This window comes from Lysinibacillus sp. BPa_S21 (assembly GCF_023337795.1).
In the GTDB taxonomy this organism is placed as follows: Bacteria; Bacillota; Bacilli; order Bacillales_A; family Planococcaceae; genus Lysinibacillus.
In genome coordinates this window covers 23,425-40,655 of the sequence record NZ_JALIRS010000005.1, presented here as the reverse complement: position 1 = coordinate 40,655, position 17,231 = coordinate 23,425, and the positions used below count along the sequence as shown (strand labels likewise).

Below are 17,231 nucleotides of genomic sequence, written 5' to 3'. Positions count from 1 at the left end.
TCTATCTTCATATTGGAGGGAAGAACGATGAGTGAAAAAATATTACAATATGATAAACCTTCTTTACAAGGGACTTTAACGATTCCAGGTGATAAATCTGTATCTCACCGTTCTGTAATGTTTGGAGCGATTGCAACGGGTAAAACGACAGTTGAAGGCTTTTTATTAGGTGAGGATTGTTTGAGTACAATTGATTGCTTCCGAAAGCTCGGTGTAAAAATTGACGTTGAAGGAACAAATGTATCCATTGACAGTCCAGGCATTGAGGGGTGGCAAGAGCCTACAGAGGTACTATACACAGGTAACTCTGGTACGACGACACGTTTAATGCTAGGGATTTTAGCTGGATCTAATGTACATTCAGTAATGACGGGGGATGCATCTATTGGAAAACGACCGATGCGCCGTGTTATTGATCCGTTACGTCAAATGGGTGCACACATTACTGGAAGGGCAGATGGACAATATACGCCATTAGCTATCCAAGGTACAGCATTACAAGCTATTGACTACCATATGCCAGTTGCGAGTGCACAGGTGAAGTCAGCTATTTTACTGGCAGGTTTACGCGCTAAAGGTACTACAATTGTGCGAGAAAATGAAGTATCTCGAGATCATACGGAGAGAATGCTACGCCAATTTGGTGCACAGGTTGATGAGGTGAGTGGTGTTATATCATTAAAAGGAGGGCAAACTTTAACAGGGACACATGTGTCTGTGCCAGGTGATATTTCATCTGCTGCCTTTTTCTTAGTAGCAGGAGCAATTTGTGAAAATAGTAAAGTAACGCTAGAAAATGTCGGAGTTAATCCAACGCGAGATGGTATCATCGAAGTGCTTCAGAGTATGGGGGCAGCTATAACAGTTCTGCCGAATGAAGATAACCAATCAGAGCCGACAGCAACAATTACAATTGAAACGTCAGCATTAAAGGGAACTACAATTGAAGGAGATATTATTCCTCGTCTTATCGATGAAATCCCAATCCTTGCTTTATTAGCAACGCAGGCGAACGGTAAAACGATTATTAAGGATGCCGAGGAGTTAAAAGTGAAGGAAACAGACCGGATAACAGCTGTAGTGGATGAATTGAAAAAACTAGGTGCTACAATTGAAGCGACTGAGGATGGAATGATCATTGAAGGACCAACGCCATTACGTAGTGCAAGCATTAAAACTTATGGTGACCATCGCATAGGAATGATGGGCGCTGTGGCAGCATTAATAGCAGATGGTGCTGTCACTTTAGATGACGCAGAATGTATTGCGGTTTCTTATCCATCGTTTTTCGAACATATAGAGGAAGTAAAATAAAGTAAAGTAAAGTCGATACTTGACTCTCCAAGTCATTTGGGGAGTTTTTTCTTGTTTCGAAAGAAAATGTTATGTAGCATAAAGGTATTAATGAAAGAATAGGTGAATGACTGTGAACAATGCGATGACTGAAATGATGCAAGCTCTTGAACAAGGGGACTTAGCACTAATTGAACAGCTACTGGAATCATTTTTAACAAAGGAGCTACCTGAGGAAATTTATACGCTAGCCGAAGTATTTATGCAATATGGATATATGAAGGAAGCTGACCGTGTACTGGAGCATTTACAATTTTTATTCCCAGAAGAGGCACAGTTAAAAATTGATCGTGCAAACGTATTAATGGAACTGGGTGATGAAGATGAAGCGTTAGATTTTTTATTAGAAGTAGAGGAGACATCTCCAGAATATCCGCAAGCATTATTAGTATTAGCGGATTATTATCAAATGCAAGGGTTATTTGAAGTAGCAGAAATGCGCATCAACGAGGCGCTATCTATATTACCAGAAGAGCCATTATTACAGTTTGCTAAAGCGGAGCTTTTATTTGAAACTGGTCGTTTTTTAGAGGCTGCGAGACTATATGAAGAATTATATGAACAACAAATAGAATTTGCTGGGGTTAGTCTTGTTGAGCGACTTGCTGAGGTGTACCGCGCAGGAGCTGCCTATGAAACGGCCTTAGATTACTATTTAAAAGCACTGGATGATGAAGTAAAGCCAGATGTTTTATTTGGTGCAGCGTATTCAGCCTTCCAATCACAAAAATATGAAATGGCCATTAAACAATTAGAGGAATTAAAAGAATTAGACCCTGATTATTTTTCTGCTTATTTATTGCTTGCTGAAAGCTACGCCATGACGGAGGACAATAAAAAAGCTTACGCTGCTATTCTCGAAGGATTAAAGCGTGATGAATATGATAAGTCTTTATATTTATTCGCAGGTAAAATGGCTTTAAAAACGGGTTTGCCAGCTGAGGGTGAACAGCATCTGCGTGAAGCTATTGCTTTAGATCCTGAATACATGGAGGCAGTATTAGCTTTAATCTCTGTGTTGGCACAGCAAGAGCGTCATGAGGATGTTATTGAATTATTTGAAACGTTGCAAAAAAATGATTTTGAATGGAGCACGTTATACCCGTTTGCAGCGCATGCATATGAAAATTTAGAATTGTACGACCGTGCATACGAATTTTACCGTTTGGCATATAATGATTTTAAGGAAGACGCAGCATTTTTGGGGAAATATGTTTATTTCTTATTAGAGGAAGGCAAGCGTTCAGAAGCTAAAGAAGTACTCGGTCAATTAATAACTATTCAGCCAGGTGAACTTGAGTGGCAAGAGAAGTTAGAAACCTTAGAATTTGAGTAAAGGAGGGAGTGGGTATGACTGCTTCTGTATCAGTTGTCGATAAAAAAGCATTTGTTAGATGGTTTTTAAAAAATTATCAATTGAAACGTCGTGAGTGTGTATGGATTCTGAATTACTTATTAAGCAACGATGAGCTATTAAAACGGATTCGATTTGTTGAAGAAGCTCACTATTGCCCTAGAGCAATGGTAATGTCAACTGTTGACTCAACAGGTGTGCCGTTTCGTTTTTACAAAGGCAATGTAATGACAGCAGATGCTGAGAAATCCTTCCATGATTTACGTTTGCATGAGCATGAAGATATGTATATCCAATTGAATTTTCCAAATATACCACCAAGTGCACAATACTTAGCAGTTCTTGAAGAAAACCCTTATATGCCAGAAGCACTGATAGTTAGTGAAAAAGACCGTTTACTGGCAGAAGAGCTGCTTTCCAACAGCTTACTCGTATTCCAAGAAGAAAAATTACTCGCGCAAATTGATGAAGCTCTCGATCAGGGAGATGAAGAGCGGTTTTATGAATTGTCAAATTTGTTACAAGCTTTAAAGGAAACGGCTAATTTACGATAGTTAAAAGTAAAAATTGAATGTCCTTTATCTACCTCAATATGATAACATAGCAAGTGAATGATTGTTTTCACTTTTTATTGGTTATCCTATTGAAGAGTGGAGAAGGGCATTTTTTTATTTGTAGCGATAGCTACGATGAAGGCGAAATTGATTTATGCAACTAGAGGAGGTTTGTAAAGATGTATTTTAATGCAAGCGATGTGACATCGTTTATGGCACAGAAGGAATTTATCGATACAGCTATTGTTCCGCTCGTATCCGTCGATTTAACTCCTGAAAAAATGAAACAAAGTGGTACAGAAGCAGATTTTTTGTTATCGCTTACATCTTTTATAGAACAACAGTTTAAAGGTCGTTTATTACTGATGCCACCATTTTCGAGTAGTGCAACATTAAAAAACGAAGATCTGCCGAAGCAATTAGAGGCACAATTACATAATGCTGGTTTTAAGCATGTGTTCTTCATTACTTGTGACCATTTTTGGACAAATATTGGAGAGGAAGTAAATGTTATTTGGCTACCAGCAATTCCGTTAGAAAGTATGGATAGAGGCGTGAAGAACTCCATTCTCGAAGATCAATTGCGACAAGTGATTCCGATGCTTTCGACCAAATGGGCACAGATTTAACAATTTGTTTCAATAAATGTTCACATTCTCCAGCTTTCCACAGAATGCTATATTGACCAAGCTATGGAGTTGATATATCATAGATATGTCCTAGTATTACTATTTGTAAAAGACTGTCCGTTGGACTGACCTTTAAGTTAGAGGGGGGAAAAAAATGAGTAATAATCGAGTTTCACGTCGTCAATTCCTAAGTTATACACTTACTGGTGTAGGTGGCTTTATGGCGGCGGGTATGCTGATGCCAATGCTTCGTTTTGCAATAGACCCAGTACTACAAAGTCATGCAGGTGGGAACTTTATAAAAACAGAGCATAAAATCGCTGATATTACTGAAAAACCTGTTAAAGTTGACTTAAAATTTGAACAAGTTGATGCATGGTACAAATCAGAAGTAACAAACGTAGCATGGGTTTTCAAACAAGGCGATCAAATCGTTGCATTATCTCCTGTTTGTAAGCATTTAGGATGTATGGTGGATTGGGGATCAGATTCAACACACCCAGATCAATTCTTCTGTTCTTGTCATGGTGGACGCTACGAGAAGAATGGTAACAACGTAAAAGGAACACCACCGTTAGGTCCGTTGGATGAATATGAAGTAAAAGAAGAAGACGGTTACTTATCGCTTGGTCCAATTCGTGCAAATACTCTAGTTAAGTAAGGGGGTACAAAAAAGTGCTAAATAAAATTTATGATTGGGTCGATGAACGCTTAGATATTACACCGATTTGGCGTGATATTGCCGACCACGAAGTGCCAGAGCACGTGAACCCTGCACATCATTTTTCAGCATTCGTTTACTGTTTTGGTGGATTAACATTCTTCATCACAGTGATTCAAATACTATCAGGTATGTTTTTAACAATGTATTACGTACCAGATGTAGTAAATGCTTGGAAATCAGTTTATTATTTACAAAACGAAGTAGCATTTGGTGAAATCGTACGCGGTATGCACCACTGGGGAGCTTCATTAGTAATCGTAATGATGTTCTTACATACTCTTCGTGTATTCTTTACAGGTTCTTATAAGAAACCTCGTGAATTAAACTGGATGGTTGGTGTAGGTATTTTCGGTGTAATGATGGGTCTAGGTTTTACAGGATACTTATTGCCTTGGGATATGAAAGCATTATTCGCTACAAAAGTAGGTATCCAAATTGCTGCATCTGTACCGTTTATCGGTGAATGGATTAAAATCTTATTAGCGGGTGACTCAACTATTCTTGGTGCTCAAACGTTAACACGATTCTTTGCGATTCATGTATTCTTCTTACCTGCAGTATTGTTTGCATTACTTGCAGCACACTTTATCATGATTCGTCGTCAAGGAATTTCAGGGCCGTTGTAATAGTTCTTGACGGTTCGATGATTTTTTAAAGGAGGGGACAAAATGCATCGCGGAAAAGGAATGAAATTTGTTGGTGATTCACGTATTAAAGCGAATCACAAAATGCCGAACGTTCCAAAGGATTATTCCGAATATCCAGGTAAGACGGAAGCTTTCTGGCCGAACTTCTTACTAAAAGAATGGATGGTTGGTGCTGTATTTTTAATTGCTTATTTAATATTAACAGTTGCACATCCATCACCACTTGAAGGACCAGCTGATCCAACAAGAGCGTACATTCCATTACCGGACTGGTACTTCTTATTCTTGTATCAATTATTAAAATATTCATTTGCTTCAGGTCCATATAATGTTATTGGAACTGTTGTTATTCCAGGTCTTGCATTTGGAGCGCTATTATTAATGCCATTTTTAGATAAAAGTCCAGAACGTCGTCCATCTAAACGTCCGTTACCAACAGCGTTTATGTTATTGACTCTGGCAGCTATGTTTTACTTAACATGGGAAGCAGTTGCTAACCATGACTGGGAAGCTCAAAAAGCAATGGGTGCAATTGTAGAAGAAGTTGACGTTACTATTGATGAAACACTACCAGGTTATAAAATTTGGAGTGGTGAAGCAGGTGACTCAGCTAAATCTTGTATCGGCTGTCATGCGGCTGACTTAAAAGGTGGACCAGCTGCTCCAAAGTTACTTGGTAATACTTTAACGGCTGATGAAGTTGAAGATATTATGCATAATGGTCGTGGCAACATGCCACCTGGCCAATTCCAAGGTACAGATGAAGAAGCGAAGCAATTAGCAGAATTTATTGCGAGCTTAAAAGAAGAGAAATAAGTATGTTTAAAAGAGTCAGGAAACTGGCTCTTTTTTTCTTCTAGTATATTAATGTGACTATTATACCTTCAAAAAAGTTCCCGCAAAATATATTTTACTTCTATAATATTCATATAGGATATACATACAATTTAAGATATTCGAAAGTGAAGAGGCAGTTACCAATGCAATAGCCTAACATTTGCTATAGTCTACTTTTAAGGGAGGCTCATCAATAAAAGGTAGGATGACATTGGTTAAAATGAAGCTAAGTTGAATGGAGTGGAGACTTGGCGACACCTTGGGGAACAGCGATAGGGGAACGAAGGCTAAGAGCATCAGTCGGAACGGAAATCAACGTACGTTTTGGATGGAGGCAAAAAATACTGCCAATATTCAATGTTGAAAGATTGTGGCCTATTAAAAACAATTTTATACATAATAACAGTTAAAAAAGGCATCTTAGTAAAGACAGAACTTAAAGGAGTTTTAATTATGCAAATTACACGTGCAAACATCTGGTATCTCCTTACCCATAAGTCATTTTTAATACTATTACTTATTATCAATCTATTAGGAACTATTTACGGTTATTATTGGTATGGAGGGCAGCTTGCCATCACGAAACCAATTTTTTATATTTTTGTACCGGATAGCCCGACAGCTAGCTTATTCTTTTGTTTTGTATTGTTAGCTTGGATTATGGGTAAAAGATGGCCGCTAATGGAAGTGCTAGCACTGATTACATTAGTGAAGTATGGAATCTGGGCCGATGTGATGAATATTTGGACGCTGATTGAAACTGGATCTATTGGTAGGCAAGGATGGATGCTTGTGGGCTCGCATTTTGCAATGGCTGTCCAAGCTATTCTGTATCTTGGCAAATATGTTTTTTCATATTGGCATATTGCCGTTGCGGCCGTATGGACATTGCATAATGATGTCATTGATTATGTATTTGGTCAAATGCCGATGTATCGTGATTTAGCGGATTACACGAGCTATATTGGATACTTTACTTTTTGGTTATCAATTATATGCATTTTTCTAGCCATCTTTTCAATTAAGTGGCGCAAATATTTGCCGAATTAGGTAAATGAATATAGAATTATAGTATCGAGGTAGAAAGGGGTTAGAAAATTGTCAACAGGTATGTATATTGTTTATTTTGCAATAATAATGCTACTGCCGCTTTACGCTCAGATGAAAGTAAAGGGTACGTATAATAAATTTGCAAATGAACGTACAATGAAGGGACAAACGGGTGCAGAGGTAGCGCGTGCGATTTTAGATGCGAACGGCTTATATGATGTACGAGTTGTTCCAACACAAGGTGTGTTGTCTGATCATTATAATCCGGCAACAAAAACAGTTGCTTTATCAGAAAGTAACTTCTACGAGGCGAGTATTGCTGGCGCTGCAGTTGCTGCCCACGAGGTTGGCCATGCCATCCAGCATAAAGAAGCTTATTCAATGCTAACTTTACGTAGTAAGCTAGTGCCAGTCGCAAATATTTCATCAAATATGTCTTGGATATTTGTCATGATTGGTATTTTTGCAACGAACCCAAAATTTTTACTTTTAGGGATCGTATTATTAGCAGCAGGTGTGGTATTCCAATTAGTAACGTTACCTGTAGAGTTTGATGCATCTAAGCGTGCATTAGTACAAATGAACTCTTTAGGGATTATTACAAATGAAGAAGAGCGTCCTGCACGAAAAGTGTTAAGTGCTGCCGCATTAACATATGTTGCCGCAGCAGCAGTAGCAGTATTAGAATTACTACGTTTAGTATTAATCTTTACAAATATGCGAAATGACGACTAATAAAAAACTTGTTGTAGTGGGAATTCACTATAGCAAGTTTTTTAATCCGTTAAGCCTTCTAGTTAATCAAGGTGGATAACATGATGAATCAACACAAACGCACCTCGTTTGATAATTTATATGTAGAAAAAGCCTGCTCTCCTCGAAAAAGTAACATGTTTTCGAGGAGAGCAGGCTGATTGATCATGTTAATGGAGTGGTTGTTTTTGCTCGTCCAGCGTGAAACCTTCTCCTGCAACATCGCGTACTTCGATGATAGATACAAAAGCATGAGGATCAATCTCATGGACAATAGATTTTAAGCGTACAACCTCATTGCGGCCAATAACACAATAAATAACTTCTTTTTGTTGCTTCGTAAAATGGCCATGACCTTCAAGTATAGTAATGCCGCGTTCCATTCTTACTGCAATCATCTCTGCAATGGCGCTAGATTCTTCAGATATAATAAGTGCCCCACGTGCTGCATATGCTCCTTCTTGGACAAAATCAATGACACGTGCACCAACGAATACCGCAACAAGGGTATACATCATAGAGCGTGCATCTAAAAACGTTAGCCAAGATAGTGTAATGACAATTGCATCAAAGATGAACATTGTTTTACCCATACTCCAACCAAAATATTTATGACCAAGACGTGCTAAAATATCTACTCCGCCTGTAGTACCACCGAAGCGAAAGACGATACCGAGCCCTAGTCCAACAAAAACCCCTGCAAAAAGAGCAACAAGTAACAAATCGTCTTCTAAATGAATCGTAAATTGATACTTTTGGAAAACTTTAAGGAAGACGGAGACAGATAAAGTTCCAACAAGCGTATAAATAAATGATTTTTTTCCAAGTAAACGATACCCAATTATAAACATAGGAATGTTTAATAGTAAATTCATGATGGCGGGGTCCCAGCCTAGTGTAAAATAAAGTATGAGAGTAATCCCACTTAGGCCCCCTTCACCAAGTTGGTTTTGCATGTTGAAGTGGACAAATCCGAAGCTAAAAATTGCAGCTCCGAGCATTATTGCGACGATATTGCTGATTTTGATCTGTTTTAGCATATGACCTCCTGAAGTCTCAATCAATGAAGTAGTGCTATCTATTATCTGACATTTTATTGTTTTTGACAACAATGGTGTAAATTTTATACGATGGTAAGTAGGAGTGTGATTTAGATGACTGAACAAGTGACAATGCAAGCTTTACAGCAGCGTGTGGATGATTATATTGGACAATTTAAGGAAGGCTATTTCCCGCCATTCGAGTTATTGGCACGTCTAACCGAGGAGCTTGGTGAATTATCTCGCGAGGTACAAGACGTTTACGGGCAAAAGAAGAAAAAGAGTACAGAGGAAGCAAACAGCATCGAAGAAGAATTAGGAGACTTTTTCTTTGTTTTAGTTTGTTTTGCAAATGCACAAGGCATAAAATTAGATGAAGCACTTTTACGCGTTATACATAAATTTGAAACAAGGGATAAAGATCGCTGGACTAGAAAGGATGGGGAATAATGTCAATTCGTGTAGCAATTGCAGGACCAAGGGGAAAAATGGGGGCTGAGGCTGTACATACGGTCATGAAGCATGACAAAATGGAATTAGTAGCTGTGCTAGATTATAAAGAAGTAGGAAAAACATTAGCTGATTTGGAGATGTTTCCATCAAGTTATACGGCTCCAATCTTTACAGATATGTCTGACCTTATAGAGGCAACTGCACCAGACGTATTAGTAGATTTAACAAGCCCACATGCAGTATACAAACATACTAAAGAGGCCTTAAGACTAAATGTACGACCTGTAATTGGTACAACGGGCTTTACAGATGAACAATTAGAGGAATTATCAGCAATTGCTAAAGAAAAAGAACTAGGCTGTATTATTGCTCCAAACTTTGCGATAGGAGCAATCCTGATGATGAAATTTGCAAAGGAAGCAGCAAAATATTTACCTGATGTTGAAATTATTGAAATGCACCACGATCAAAAGCTAGATGCTCCTTCAGGAACAGCTGTTAAAACAGCACAATTGATCCAAGAGGTGCGAACACAAAAGATGCAAGGACATCCAGAGGAAAAAGAAACGCTTGAGGGGGCACGTGGGGCAGAATTTGATGGCATGCGTATTCACTCAGTTCGTTTACCAGGTTTAGTGGCACACCAGCAAGTGTTATTTGGAGGAGACGGACAGCTATTAACAATTCGTCATGACTCGTTAAACCGTAATTCTTTTATGTCGGGTGTAGCATTTTGCGTAGAAGAAGTCATGAAAATGGATCAACTTGTATATGGTTTAGAAAACATCATCTAAAGATTGGGATGGAAGCATTATGAAAATCGCATTAATTGCACATGATCGTAAAAAAGATAATTTAGTACAGTTTGCTATTGCTTACCAAGATATTTTAAATGAGCATACTTTGTTCGCTACAGGTACGACAGGACAGCGTGTTATAGAAGCTACAGGCTTAGAGGTAACACGTTTTCGTTCAGGACCACTTGGTGGCGATCAACAAATTGGCGCAATGATTGCCAATAATGATATGGACATGGTCATTTTTTTCCGTGATCCGTTAACAGCACAACCACATGAGCCAGATGTTTCTGCACTTATTCGTCTTTGTGATGTTTACCAAGTGCCACTGGCCACGAATATGGGAACAGCAGAAATATTACTAAAAGGCCTACAAGAAGGCTTTGTGGATTGGAGACTGATTCAAGAAAGACGAAATTAATAAAAGACGTGATTTAGAAAGGATGATAATCGAATGAAAAAGCTGAAAATTGGCATTACCTGTTATCCAACAGTTGGAGGCTCTGGTGTTATTGCAACAGAATTAGGAAAAATGCTTGCAGAGAGAGGACACGAGATTCATTTCATCACCTCAAGCGTACCATTTCGATTGAATAAAATTTATCCGACCGTCTTTTTCCATGAAGTAGAAGTTAATAATTATTCAGTATTTCAATATTCGCCATATGATATAGCATTAGCGAGTAAAATGGCGGACGTGATTAAGGATGAAGGACTAGATGTGCTTCATGTACATTATGCAATACCACATGCTGTCTGTGCTGTTTTAGCACGTGAAATGAGTGGTCGGGACATTGGGATTGTCACAACGTTACATGGTACTGATATATCGGTACTTGGGCAGGATTCCACCCTTTCACAGGCCATTAAGTATGGCATAGACAAATCTGATATCGTAACAACAGTGTCAGAGGCATTAAAGCAACAAACCTATGAGCTTATTGATACAGTAAAGCCGATTAACACGATTTATAACTTTGTAGATGAACGCGAATACTTCCCACGCAGTCAAGGAAAACTAAAGGAACAATTCGGAATTCAAGAAGACGAAAAAGTTATAATTCACGTATCTAACTTCCGGAAAATAAAAAATCTACCACATATTATAGATTCCTTTATGAAGATTCGCGCAAACATGAAGGTAAAACTGTTGCTTGTAGGAGATGGACCAGAAAAGCATCGTGTAATGGACCAAGTAAAGGAAAGTCCTTACATGAATGATGTTCTATTTTTAGGGAAGCAAGAAAATCTGGCTGAATTGTATGCGATCAGTGATCTTAAATTATTACTATCACAACAAGAATCGTTTGGGCTAGTTTTACTTGAGGCAATGGCTTGTGGTGTACCTTGTATTGGATCAGCTGTAGGCGGTATTCCAGAAGTCATTGAACATGGTGTAGATGGCTATATAGTGGAATTAGGTGATACGGACGCTGTGGCAGAGTATGCCGTGGACTTATTGAATGATAGTGAGAAATTACAACGTTTCCGAGAAGCAGCTATCCGTGCTGTTGATGAAAAATTCCATTCATCTAAAATTGTAGAACAATATGAAAAATTGTATGAAAAGGTTGCGGAAAGAAATCATGCAAAACAATAAAGAATGGCAAGCAGCCTATTCAGTTATTGAACAACTAGAAAGCGCTGGCTTTGAAGCAGTAATCGTCGGTGGTGCGGTACGAGATGCCATACTCGGTCGCCCTGCCCATGATGTAGATGTTGCGACAAATGCTATGCCCGACGAAGTAAAATCTGTCTTTCATCACACAGTAGATATCGGGATTCAGCATGGGACGGTTCTTGTAATCGTGCCAGCTGGATCGGTGGAGGTAACGACATATCGCACAGATGGAGAATATACGGATCACCGTAGACCAGAGGAAGTGCAATTTGTACGTTCGCTAAAAGAAGATTTACAGCGCCGTGACTTTACGATGAATGCCATTGCGATGCGTCGCGATGGCGCTTTTGTTGATTTTTACGGAGGACGCCAAGATATTGAAGCTGGTATTGTTCGAGCTGTTGGTGACGCACAGAAACGCTTTTCTGAAGATGCTTTACGAATGTTGCGCGCCGTCCGTTTTTCTGCACAGCTCGGATTTCAAATTGAATCAGAAACCTTGAAAGCAATGCGGGACAAGGCCGATAATATTTCTTGGATTGCAAGGGAACGCATCAAGGCAGAGCTCGATAAGCTGTGGGTAGGGAAATATGTTTTTAATGGTATAAGAAAGCTGGAAGAAAGTAATTTAGTGAATTATTTGAATGGTACTTTCCAAGAGGATGACTGGTATGCATTTAATACCCAGGATAAGCAATTAGGCTGGGCATATTTTGCGGTCTTACAGGGTGAGCATTGGCGAGAAGTGTTAGGTGAATATCGTTTATCGAATAAGGAGATGGCGTTTGTAAAAGCTGTGATAGAAGCTTTAAAAGCTTTAATAAACGGCTGGACAAACATGGATTACTTTTTGTATACAGAACAGGAGCTGGAAGCTGCTTGTTATTTTGCGGAGCTGAGACAGCTTGACGTTCAAATGCCACAACAAAGTATTCAGGAAATACAGACAAAACTCCCTATTAGGCACAAGCGAGAGCTAGTTGTAAACGGTACAGATTTATTAAAGTGGTCTGGCAAAAAGGGTGGACCGTGGGTAAAAGAAGCATTGCAGGCGATGCTTGAAGCGGTTGTCAATGGTGAGCTTCAAAATGACCAACAACAGATCAAGAATTGGATAGAACATGATTATTTCAAACAAATGTAATTAACAAGAGAAACCCCGAAAGTCTTAAATCATCAAGGCTTAGGGCGTTTTTCTTTTTATTTGATTTGTTACTAACTAGGTTTAGTTAATTTTTTTGAGGTAATAGAGCAAATTTTAGAGATACATTTAATAATCAAAAAAATATCGATTTAAAGTAGTTTTTGCACATAAATAAAAAAAGCAGCAAAAGCTACTCTCTTTTAATCATTATCACGTATGGACTAGAAAAACAGTTTCATCGCATTAATCCATATCCCTCAAATACAATGTGTCCTTTCTATAAGCAGGACAATATGTTTTTATGTTGTTAGCCATAAATAAACAGCTCCTTAAACTATGCTACTTCGTCAATTTCCTCCATTTTCAACGCTCATTCAAATTTTTTAGGTGTTAACTCCCATAATTTTTGGGCAATTAAGAAAACTTCGATTTTCCCGAATTCACTATTTTCCTGATTTTATCAATTTTTGTTCAATTTTAAACAAAAGTTGATTTTGAAATTATGTATATTGAATGGTATGGTAATAGCATACTTTGGTAAATAAACAAAGATTCTTAATCTTCGCAAAAAAACAGTGAAAAATTATAGTTCAAAAGGAAACAATAAAGTTTTATTACTAAAAAGAAATCGATATCCCTTAGGGATAATACCCTGTCAGTGATAGTAATAACATTTACAATAGATTGTTAAAGTAATAAATAAGACTATTGTTTTCAATAATATCAGAAAGGGTGTTGAGAATTTACGTAAAACCTTATATTAAAGAAGTTACAAATAAAAAGGTTGCAGAACAATTAGCTATTGCACATGTAATGAACTAATTGGCTAAAAAACTTTTAAAGCTTAAAATAGGCAAAAAAACGAGTGAATGTAATGCAGGTAACCTACTTTATAAGTTCATTCGTTTTTATTGTAAGAGTGAAAAATATGAATATAGATAAGAAGGTACTGGCTATGAATAAATATATTAAAATTTTTACAATTACTAAGGGGGGGTGAAATAGTGAAAGTAACAAAAATTTTTAGCATTATTACAATTTTGTTTATTACTATTTTTGCATTCGGAAGTTTAAAGGCATCAGCCGCAAGTTTGGATTTATCAGAGCAACAAAAACTGAAATATTACAAGCAGTATAAGGAAATTGTAGAAGAAATCAATTCAGGAAATCCAAATGCAACATTGGAACTTGTACCTTTTGAAGAATATAAATCTGAAGATTATGTTGAACTATCAGAATTTAAAAAATATGCAACGGAAAGAGCTAGTGTAAATTTTGTTGATACATCAGAGTCAGAAAGTGGTATTCAACCCCGTAGTATAGCATATGGTACAAAGACTAAAAGTGTAAATTCTAATGGGGCAATAGCGACTATTACTGTTAAAGGTTCTTTTGAAACTCAATATGAAAGTTATTATCAACGACAAATGTTTACTAGAATTAACTCAATTACTTCCTCAACTTCTATTGGATCTTGGAGTCAAACGGATTATATTCCAAGTTTAATTGATGGTGGACGTACGTATTCAATTTTAGTAGGAGGTAAATTAACTATAAATAGTCTTACTTCTAACCATAATGTTTCTGTTCAATTTTATTGTGATTCAAAGGGTTCGATTAGTTAAAAATAGAATTTAACTAAAAAAGAGTAGCATTTTGCTGCTCTTTTTAATATTATCTGTGGATGTTACAGAGTGAACATATTAAGAAACGAGGATTGCGTAAATATTTAGAGGAATTAGAAGTTGAAAACTTTATTCGATAATGAATTGGATTTATAAAACTAATTTTTAAAATATCGAGTCAACACGTTGATTAGTTACGTTTCAAAACCAATTATAAAGTTTAGAAAACTTATATACATAGCTGAAATTCATGTAAGATGTAGTAGGAAATATCAAATGAAATTAACATTGATTTTTAAACGAGGAGCCGTTCTCAAAAATGAATGAGACGGCTCCTTATTATTAAATTAAGCTCTTTGTTTGTTTCTATAATTTATTTGCTTATCACCAAAAATTGGAGATGACATTTGTTAAAAAGCATACCATGTGCTAAGTTGATTGTAGTGGATGCTGGGCGACTCCTTGGGGATCAACGATAGGGGAACGAAGGCTTAAGTAAAATAGTTAAAATTAACGAATAAATAGTGTCTATAAGTATTTGAGGATAGAATGTGGTCAATTGTCATAATTTACAGTATGATTAATATAATTCAGATTGATAATGAACAACAAAAATTACTAATAACTAATAGCAGAGTTTACTAAAGGATTGATTAGCATGAGTATATCTATGAAGGATGAAATTTTAAAAAGAATATTAGCTGCTAATGGTGAAGCGGTTTCGGGTCAGGAGCTAGCAGATGCCCTTGGAGTATCACGTACAGCTGTGTGGAAGCATATGCAGTCACTACAAGAGGAAGGCTATACATTTGAAACTGTAAAGAAAAAGGGCTATGTACTGACGGGTGTGCCAAATAGCTTAAGTCCAACACAAATTGAACTATTTTTAAATACAGAACATTTTGGACGTGAAATTCATTATTTTGATGTTGTAGATTCAACACAAATAATCGCCCATAAGCTTGCACAAGAAGGCGCTCCTCATGGCACGATTATAATCGGGGAGGAGCAAACTGCTGGTCGTGGTCGTATGGCACGTCCATGGGAATCAGTAAATGGCACAGGGGTTTGGATGACTATAATAGTTAGACCGGATGTTACTCCGCAGCAAGCTTCATCATATACGCTTGTTGTAGCCGTTGCGGTTACGATGGCGATAAAAACATTATATAAACAAATTGAACCAGCCATTAAATGGCCAAATGATTTGCTCATTAACGGTAAAAAATGTACAGGGATATTAACAGAGATGCAGGCTGAGGCAGACCGTGTACAAGCACTACTAGTTGGCATAGGTCTTAATGCAAATCAGGTCGAATCAGATTTCTCCCCAGAAATTGCTGATATAGCTACATCTTTACGTTTAGAAGCGGGTGAGGAAATTAATCGTGCGGCCCTTGTTGCGTCCATTTTACAATACTTAGAACAATTCACGGAATTATACGTGAAGGAGGGCTTTGCTAGCATTAAAAAGCTATGGGAACAAATGTCATGTACGATTGGACAACGGATTGAAGTAACAACTTTACGTGGACGCTTTGAAGGCATTGCCAGTGGGATTACAGATGAAGGTGTACTACAGCTAACAGAGGATAATGGCACAGTCCGGACAATTTATGCTGGAGATATAAAAATTTTATAGAAACACAAATGACAAGCATACTAAAGAACGTATATTTTCGAATAATATACGTTCTTTTATATTTATTTTTCTCGTTTGTAGTCTTGTCTAAAGAAAATAAGAGAAAGTATTAGTAAAATACTTAGAAAGTTTCAATTTCCCTATACAGGTTCTTATAAAAATCGTGTTTACCACTTATCCGAAAATTTAGTGGACTATATGAAGCCATTTTTCCGCTCTTCCTAGGGATTTCGTATGGATGAATACCCCTTGCTCCGCGGGTATTTACCCTTGCTTCGCGGGTATTTGCCCTTGATGGCAAATAAAGGAAACAGATAAAGAGATTGTTCCCGCTATAGTTTTCATTTCAAGCCCCTCCAATGATAAATAGCTCTCTACTTTATTTTTTCTTTAACCTGATCAATATCATTCCATACATAAATAAGCTCTTCTACTATTTTTCCGCCAATTTTAATTTCGGTGTTATTGACGTATTGTGCTCCATAATATTCATAGAAATCACGTGTTTTATTTTCTGCTAATACTTCAACAAATACTTTTTCGTATCCTTTTTGATTAAAATAGACGAATATTTCTTTGAGTAGTTGCTTCCCGACTCCCTTTCCTTGATATTCTTCTAAAAGATAGATAGAGGTTAAATCGGTTGCATTCGGTACTGAATTAGTTTTTCGTGTGCCACCAGTTACAAAGCCGATTATTTCACCTTGTTCGTTTTCAGCCACCAGTACATAATTCGTAGCATCTGAAATATTCTTCTTCCATAGCTCCGTTCGCTGCTCGTAAGATAAATTATTCAAAAAATCATCTGGAAGAATGCCTTTATAAGTTGTTCGCCAACTGTCAACATGTACTTTTCCGATACCTTGAGCATCTTCAATGTTTGCTTTTCTAATTTTCATATTGATCACCTCAATAATCGTATTTTTTTCTCCAAGATAACAGGGCGTAACTGACTTGAATTACCTCAGATTCTGTCTTAACTTACTACTCTGATGAAAATTCCTTACT

18 protein-coding genes are annotated in these 17,231 nt (G+C 37.3%); 16 read left to right on the top strand and 2 right to left on the bottom strand.

What is annotated here, in order from left to right:
* The first annotated feature begins 27 nt into the window (after positions 1–27).
* The 9 genes from aroA (at position 28) to MOK21_RS11630 (ending at position 7,883) form a co-directional block, all read left to right on the top strand.
* Positions 28–1,314 (top strand): 3-phosphoshikimate 1-carboxyvinyltransferase, encoded by a 1,287-nt coding sequence (gene aroA, locus MOK21_RS11670; protein ID WP_249074132.1) that lies wholly within the window; start codon positions 28–30, stop codon positions 1,312–1,314.
* Positions 1,315–1,420: 106 nt separating this feature from the next.
* The gene (locus MOK21_RS11665; protein ID WP_249074131.1) at positions 1,421–2,689 is read left to right on the top strand and encodes a tetratricopeptide repeat protein; all 1,269 of its coding nucleotides are present in this window, start codon (positions 1,421–1,423) and stop codon (positions 2,687–2,689) included.
* Between the two features lie 14 nt (positions 2,690–2,703).
* Positions 2,704–3,261, top strand: coding sequence for a ReoY family proteolytic degradation factor (locus tag MOK21_RS11660; protein ID WP_249074130.1), 558 nt, complete (start codon positions 2,704–2,706; stop codon positions 3,259–3,261).
* 179 nt (positions 3,262–3,440) lie between these two features.
* On the top strand, positions 3,441–3,890 hold the full coding sequence (locus tag MOK21_RS11655; protein WP_249074129.1) for a DUF2487 family protein: 450 nt from the start codon (positions 3,441–3,443) through the stop codon (positions 3,888–3,890).
* A 154-nt stretch (positions 3,891–4,044) separates the two neighbouring features.
* Positions 4,045–4,551 (top strand): Rieske (2Fe-2S) protein, encoded by a 507-nt coding sequence (locus tag MOK21_RS11650; RefSeq protein WP_249074128.1) that lies wholly within the window; start codon positions 4,045–4,047, stop codon positions 4,549–4,551.
* A 14-nt stretch (positions 4,552–4,565) separates the two neighbouring features.
* Positions 4,566–5,240, top strand: a complete 675-nt coding sequence (qcrB, locus tag MOK21_RS11645; RefSeq protein WP_053482547.1) for a menaquinol-cytochrome c reductase cytochrome b subunit — start codon at positions 4,566–4,568, stop codon at positions 5,238–5,240.
* 42 nt (positions 5,241–5,282) lie between these two features.
* Entirely contained in the window at positions 5,283–6,077 is a 795-nt protein-coding gene (locus tag MOK21_RS11640; protein WP_249074127.1) for a menaquinol-cytochrome c reductase cytochrome b/c subunit, read from the top strand.
* Positions 6,078–6,551: 474 nt separating this feature from the next.
* The gene (gene lhaT / locus MOK21_RS11635) at positions 6,552–7,148 is read left to right on the top strand and encodes a lipoprotein heptaprenylglyceryl N-acetyltransferase LhaT (protein WP_249074126.1); all 597 of its coding nucleotides are present in this window, start codon (positions 6,552–6,554) and stop codon (positions 7,146–7,148) included.
* A 60-nt stretch (positions 7,149–7,208) separates the two neighbouring features.
* On the top strand, positions 7,209–7,883 hold the full coding sequence (locus MOK21_RS11630; RefSeq protein WP_249074444.1) for a zinc metallopeptidase: 675 nt from the start codon (positions 7,209–7,211) through the stop codon (positions 7,881–7,883).
* A gap of 188 nt (positions 7,884–8,071) precedes the next feature.
* Here MOK21_RS11630 and MOK21_RS11625 read toward each other — a convergent pair whose 3' ends face one another.
* Positions 8,072–8,941 carry a YitT family protein gene (locus tag MOK21_RS11625; RefSeq protein ID WP_249074125.1) on the bottom strand — a complete coding sequence of 290 codons (870 nt, stop codon included), beginning with the start codon at positions 8,939–8,941 and terminating at the stop codon, positions 8,072–8,074.
* Positions 8,942–9,055: 114 nt separating this feature from the next.
* Here MOK21_RS11625 and MOK21_RS11620 point away from each other — a divergent pair, with 114 nt between their 5' ends.
* The 7 genes from MOK21_RS11620 to MOK21_RS11590 all read left to right on the top strand — a co-directional run bounded on the left by MOK21_RS11620 (position 9,056) and on the right by MOK21_RS11590 (position 16,223).
* A complete protein-coding gene (locus MOK21_RS11620) occupies positions 9,056–9,391 on the top strand; it encodes a nucleotide pyrophosphohydrolase (RefSeq protein ID WP_132359220.1) in 336 nt (111 codons plus the stop codon).
* A complete protein-coding gene (dapB, locus tag MOK21_RS11615) occupies positions 9,391–10,188 on the top strand; it encodes a 4-hydroxy-tetrahydrodipicolinate reductase (RefSeq protein ID WP_249074124.1) in 798 nt (265 codons plus the stop codon). Before MOK21_RS11620 ends, dapB begins: the two co-directional genes overlap by 1 nt.
* Positions 10,189–10,207: 19 nt before the next feature.
* A complete protein-coding gene (gene mgsA / locus MOK21_RS11610) occupies positions 10,208–10,612 on the top strand; it encodes a methylglyoxal synthase (protein ID WP_100544579.1) in 405 nt (134 codons plus the stop codon).
* A 33-nt stretch (positions 10,613–10,645) separates the two neighbouring features.
* On the top strand, positions 10,646–11,791 hold the full coding sequence (bshA, locus tag MOK21_RS11605; RefSeq protein WP_249074123.1) for an N-acetyl-alpha-D-glucosaminyl L-malate synthase BshA: 1,146 nt from the start codon (positions 10,646–10,648) through the stop codon (positions 11,789–11,791).
* Positions 11,778–12,956 carry a CCA tRNA nucleotidyltransferase gene (locus MOK21_RS11600; protein ID WP_249074122.1) on the top strand — a complete coding sequence of 393 codons (1,179 nt, stop codon included), beginning with the start codon at positions 11,778–11,780 and terminating at the stop codon, positions 12,954–12,956. Before bshA ends, MOK21_RS11600 begins: the two co-directional genes overlap by 14 nt.
* Before the next feature lie 1,004 nt (positions 12,957–13,960).
* The gene (locus MOK21_RS11595; RefSeq protein WP_249074121.1) at positions 13,961–14,581 is read left to right on the top strand and encodes a hypothetical protein; all 621 of its coding nucleotides are present in this window, start codon (positions 13,961–13,963) and stop codon (positions 14,579–14,581) included.
* 658 nt (positions 14,582–15,239) lie between these two features.
* Positions 15,240–16,223 carry a biotin--[acetyl-CoA-carboxylase] ligase gene (locus MOK21_RS11590; RefSeq protein ID WP_249074120.1) on the top strand — a complete coding sequence of 328 codons (984 nt, stop codon included), beginning with the start codon at positions 15,240–15,242 and terminating at the stop codon, positions 16,221–16,223.
* Positions 16,224–16,597: 374 nt separating this feature from the next.
* Here MOK21_RS11590 and MOK21_RS11585 read toward each other — a convergent pair whose 3' ends face one another.
* Positions 16,598–17,122 (bottom strand): GNAT family N-acetyltransferase, encoded by a 525-nt coding sequence (locus MOK21_RS11585; RefSeq protein WP_249074119.1) that lies wholly within the window; start codon positions 17,120–17,122, stop codon positions 16,598–16,600.
* Between the last annotated feature and the right edge of the window lie 109 nt (positions 17,123–17,231).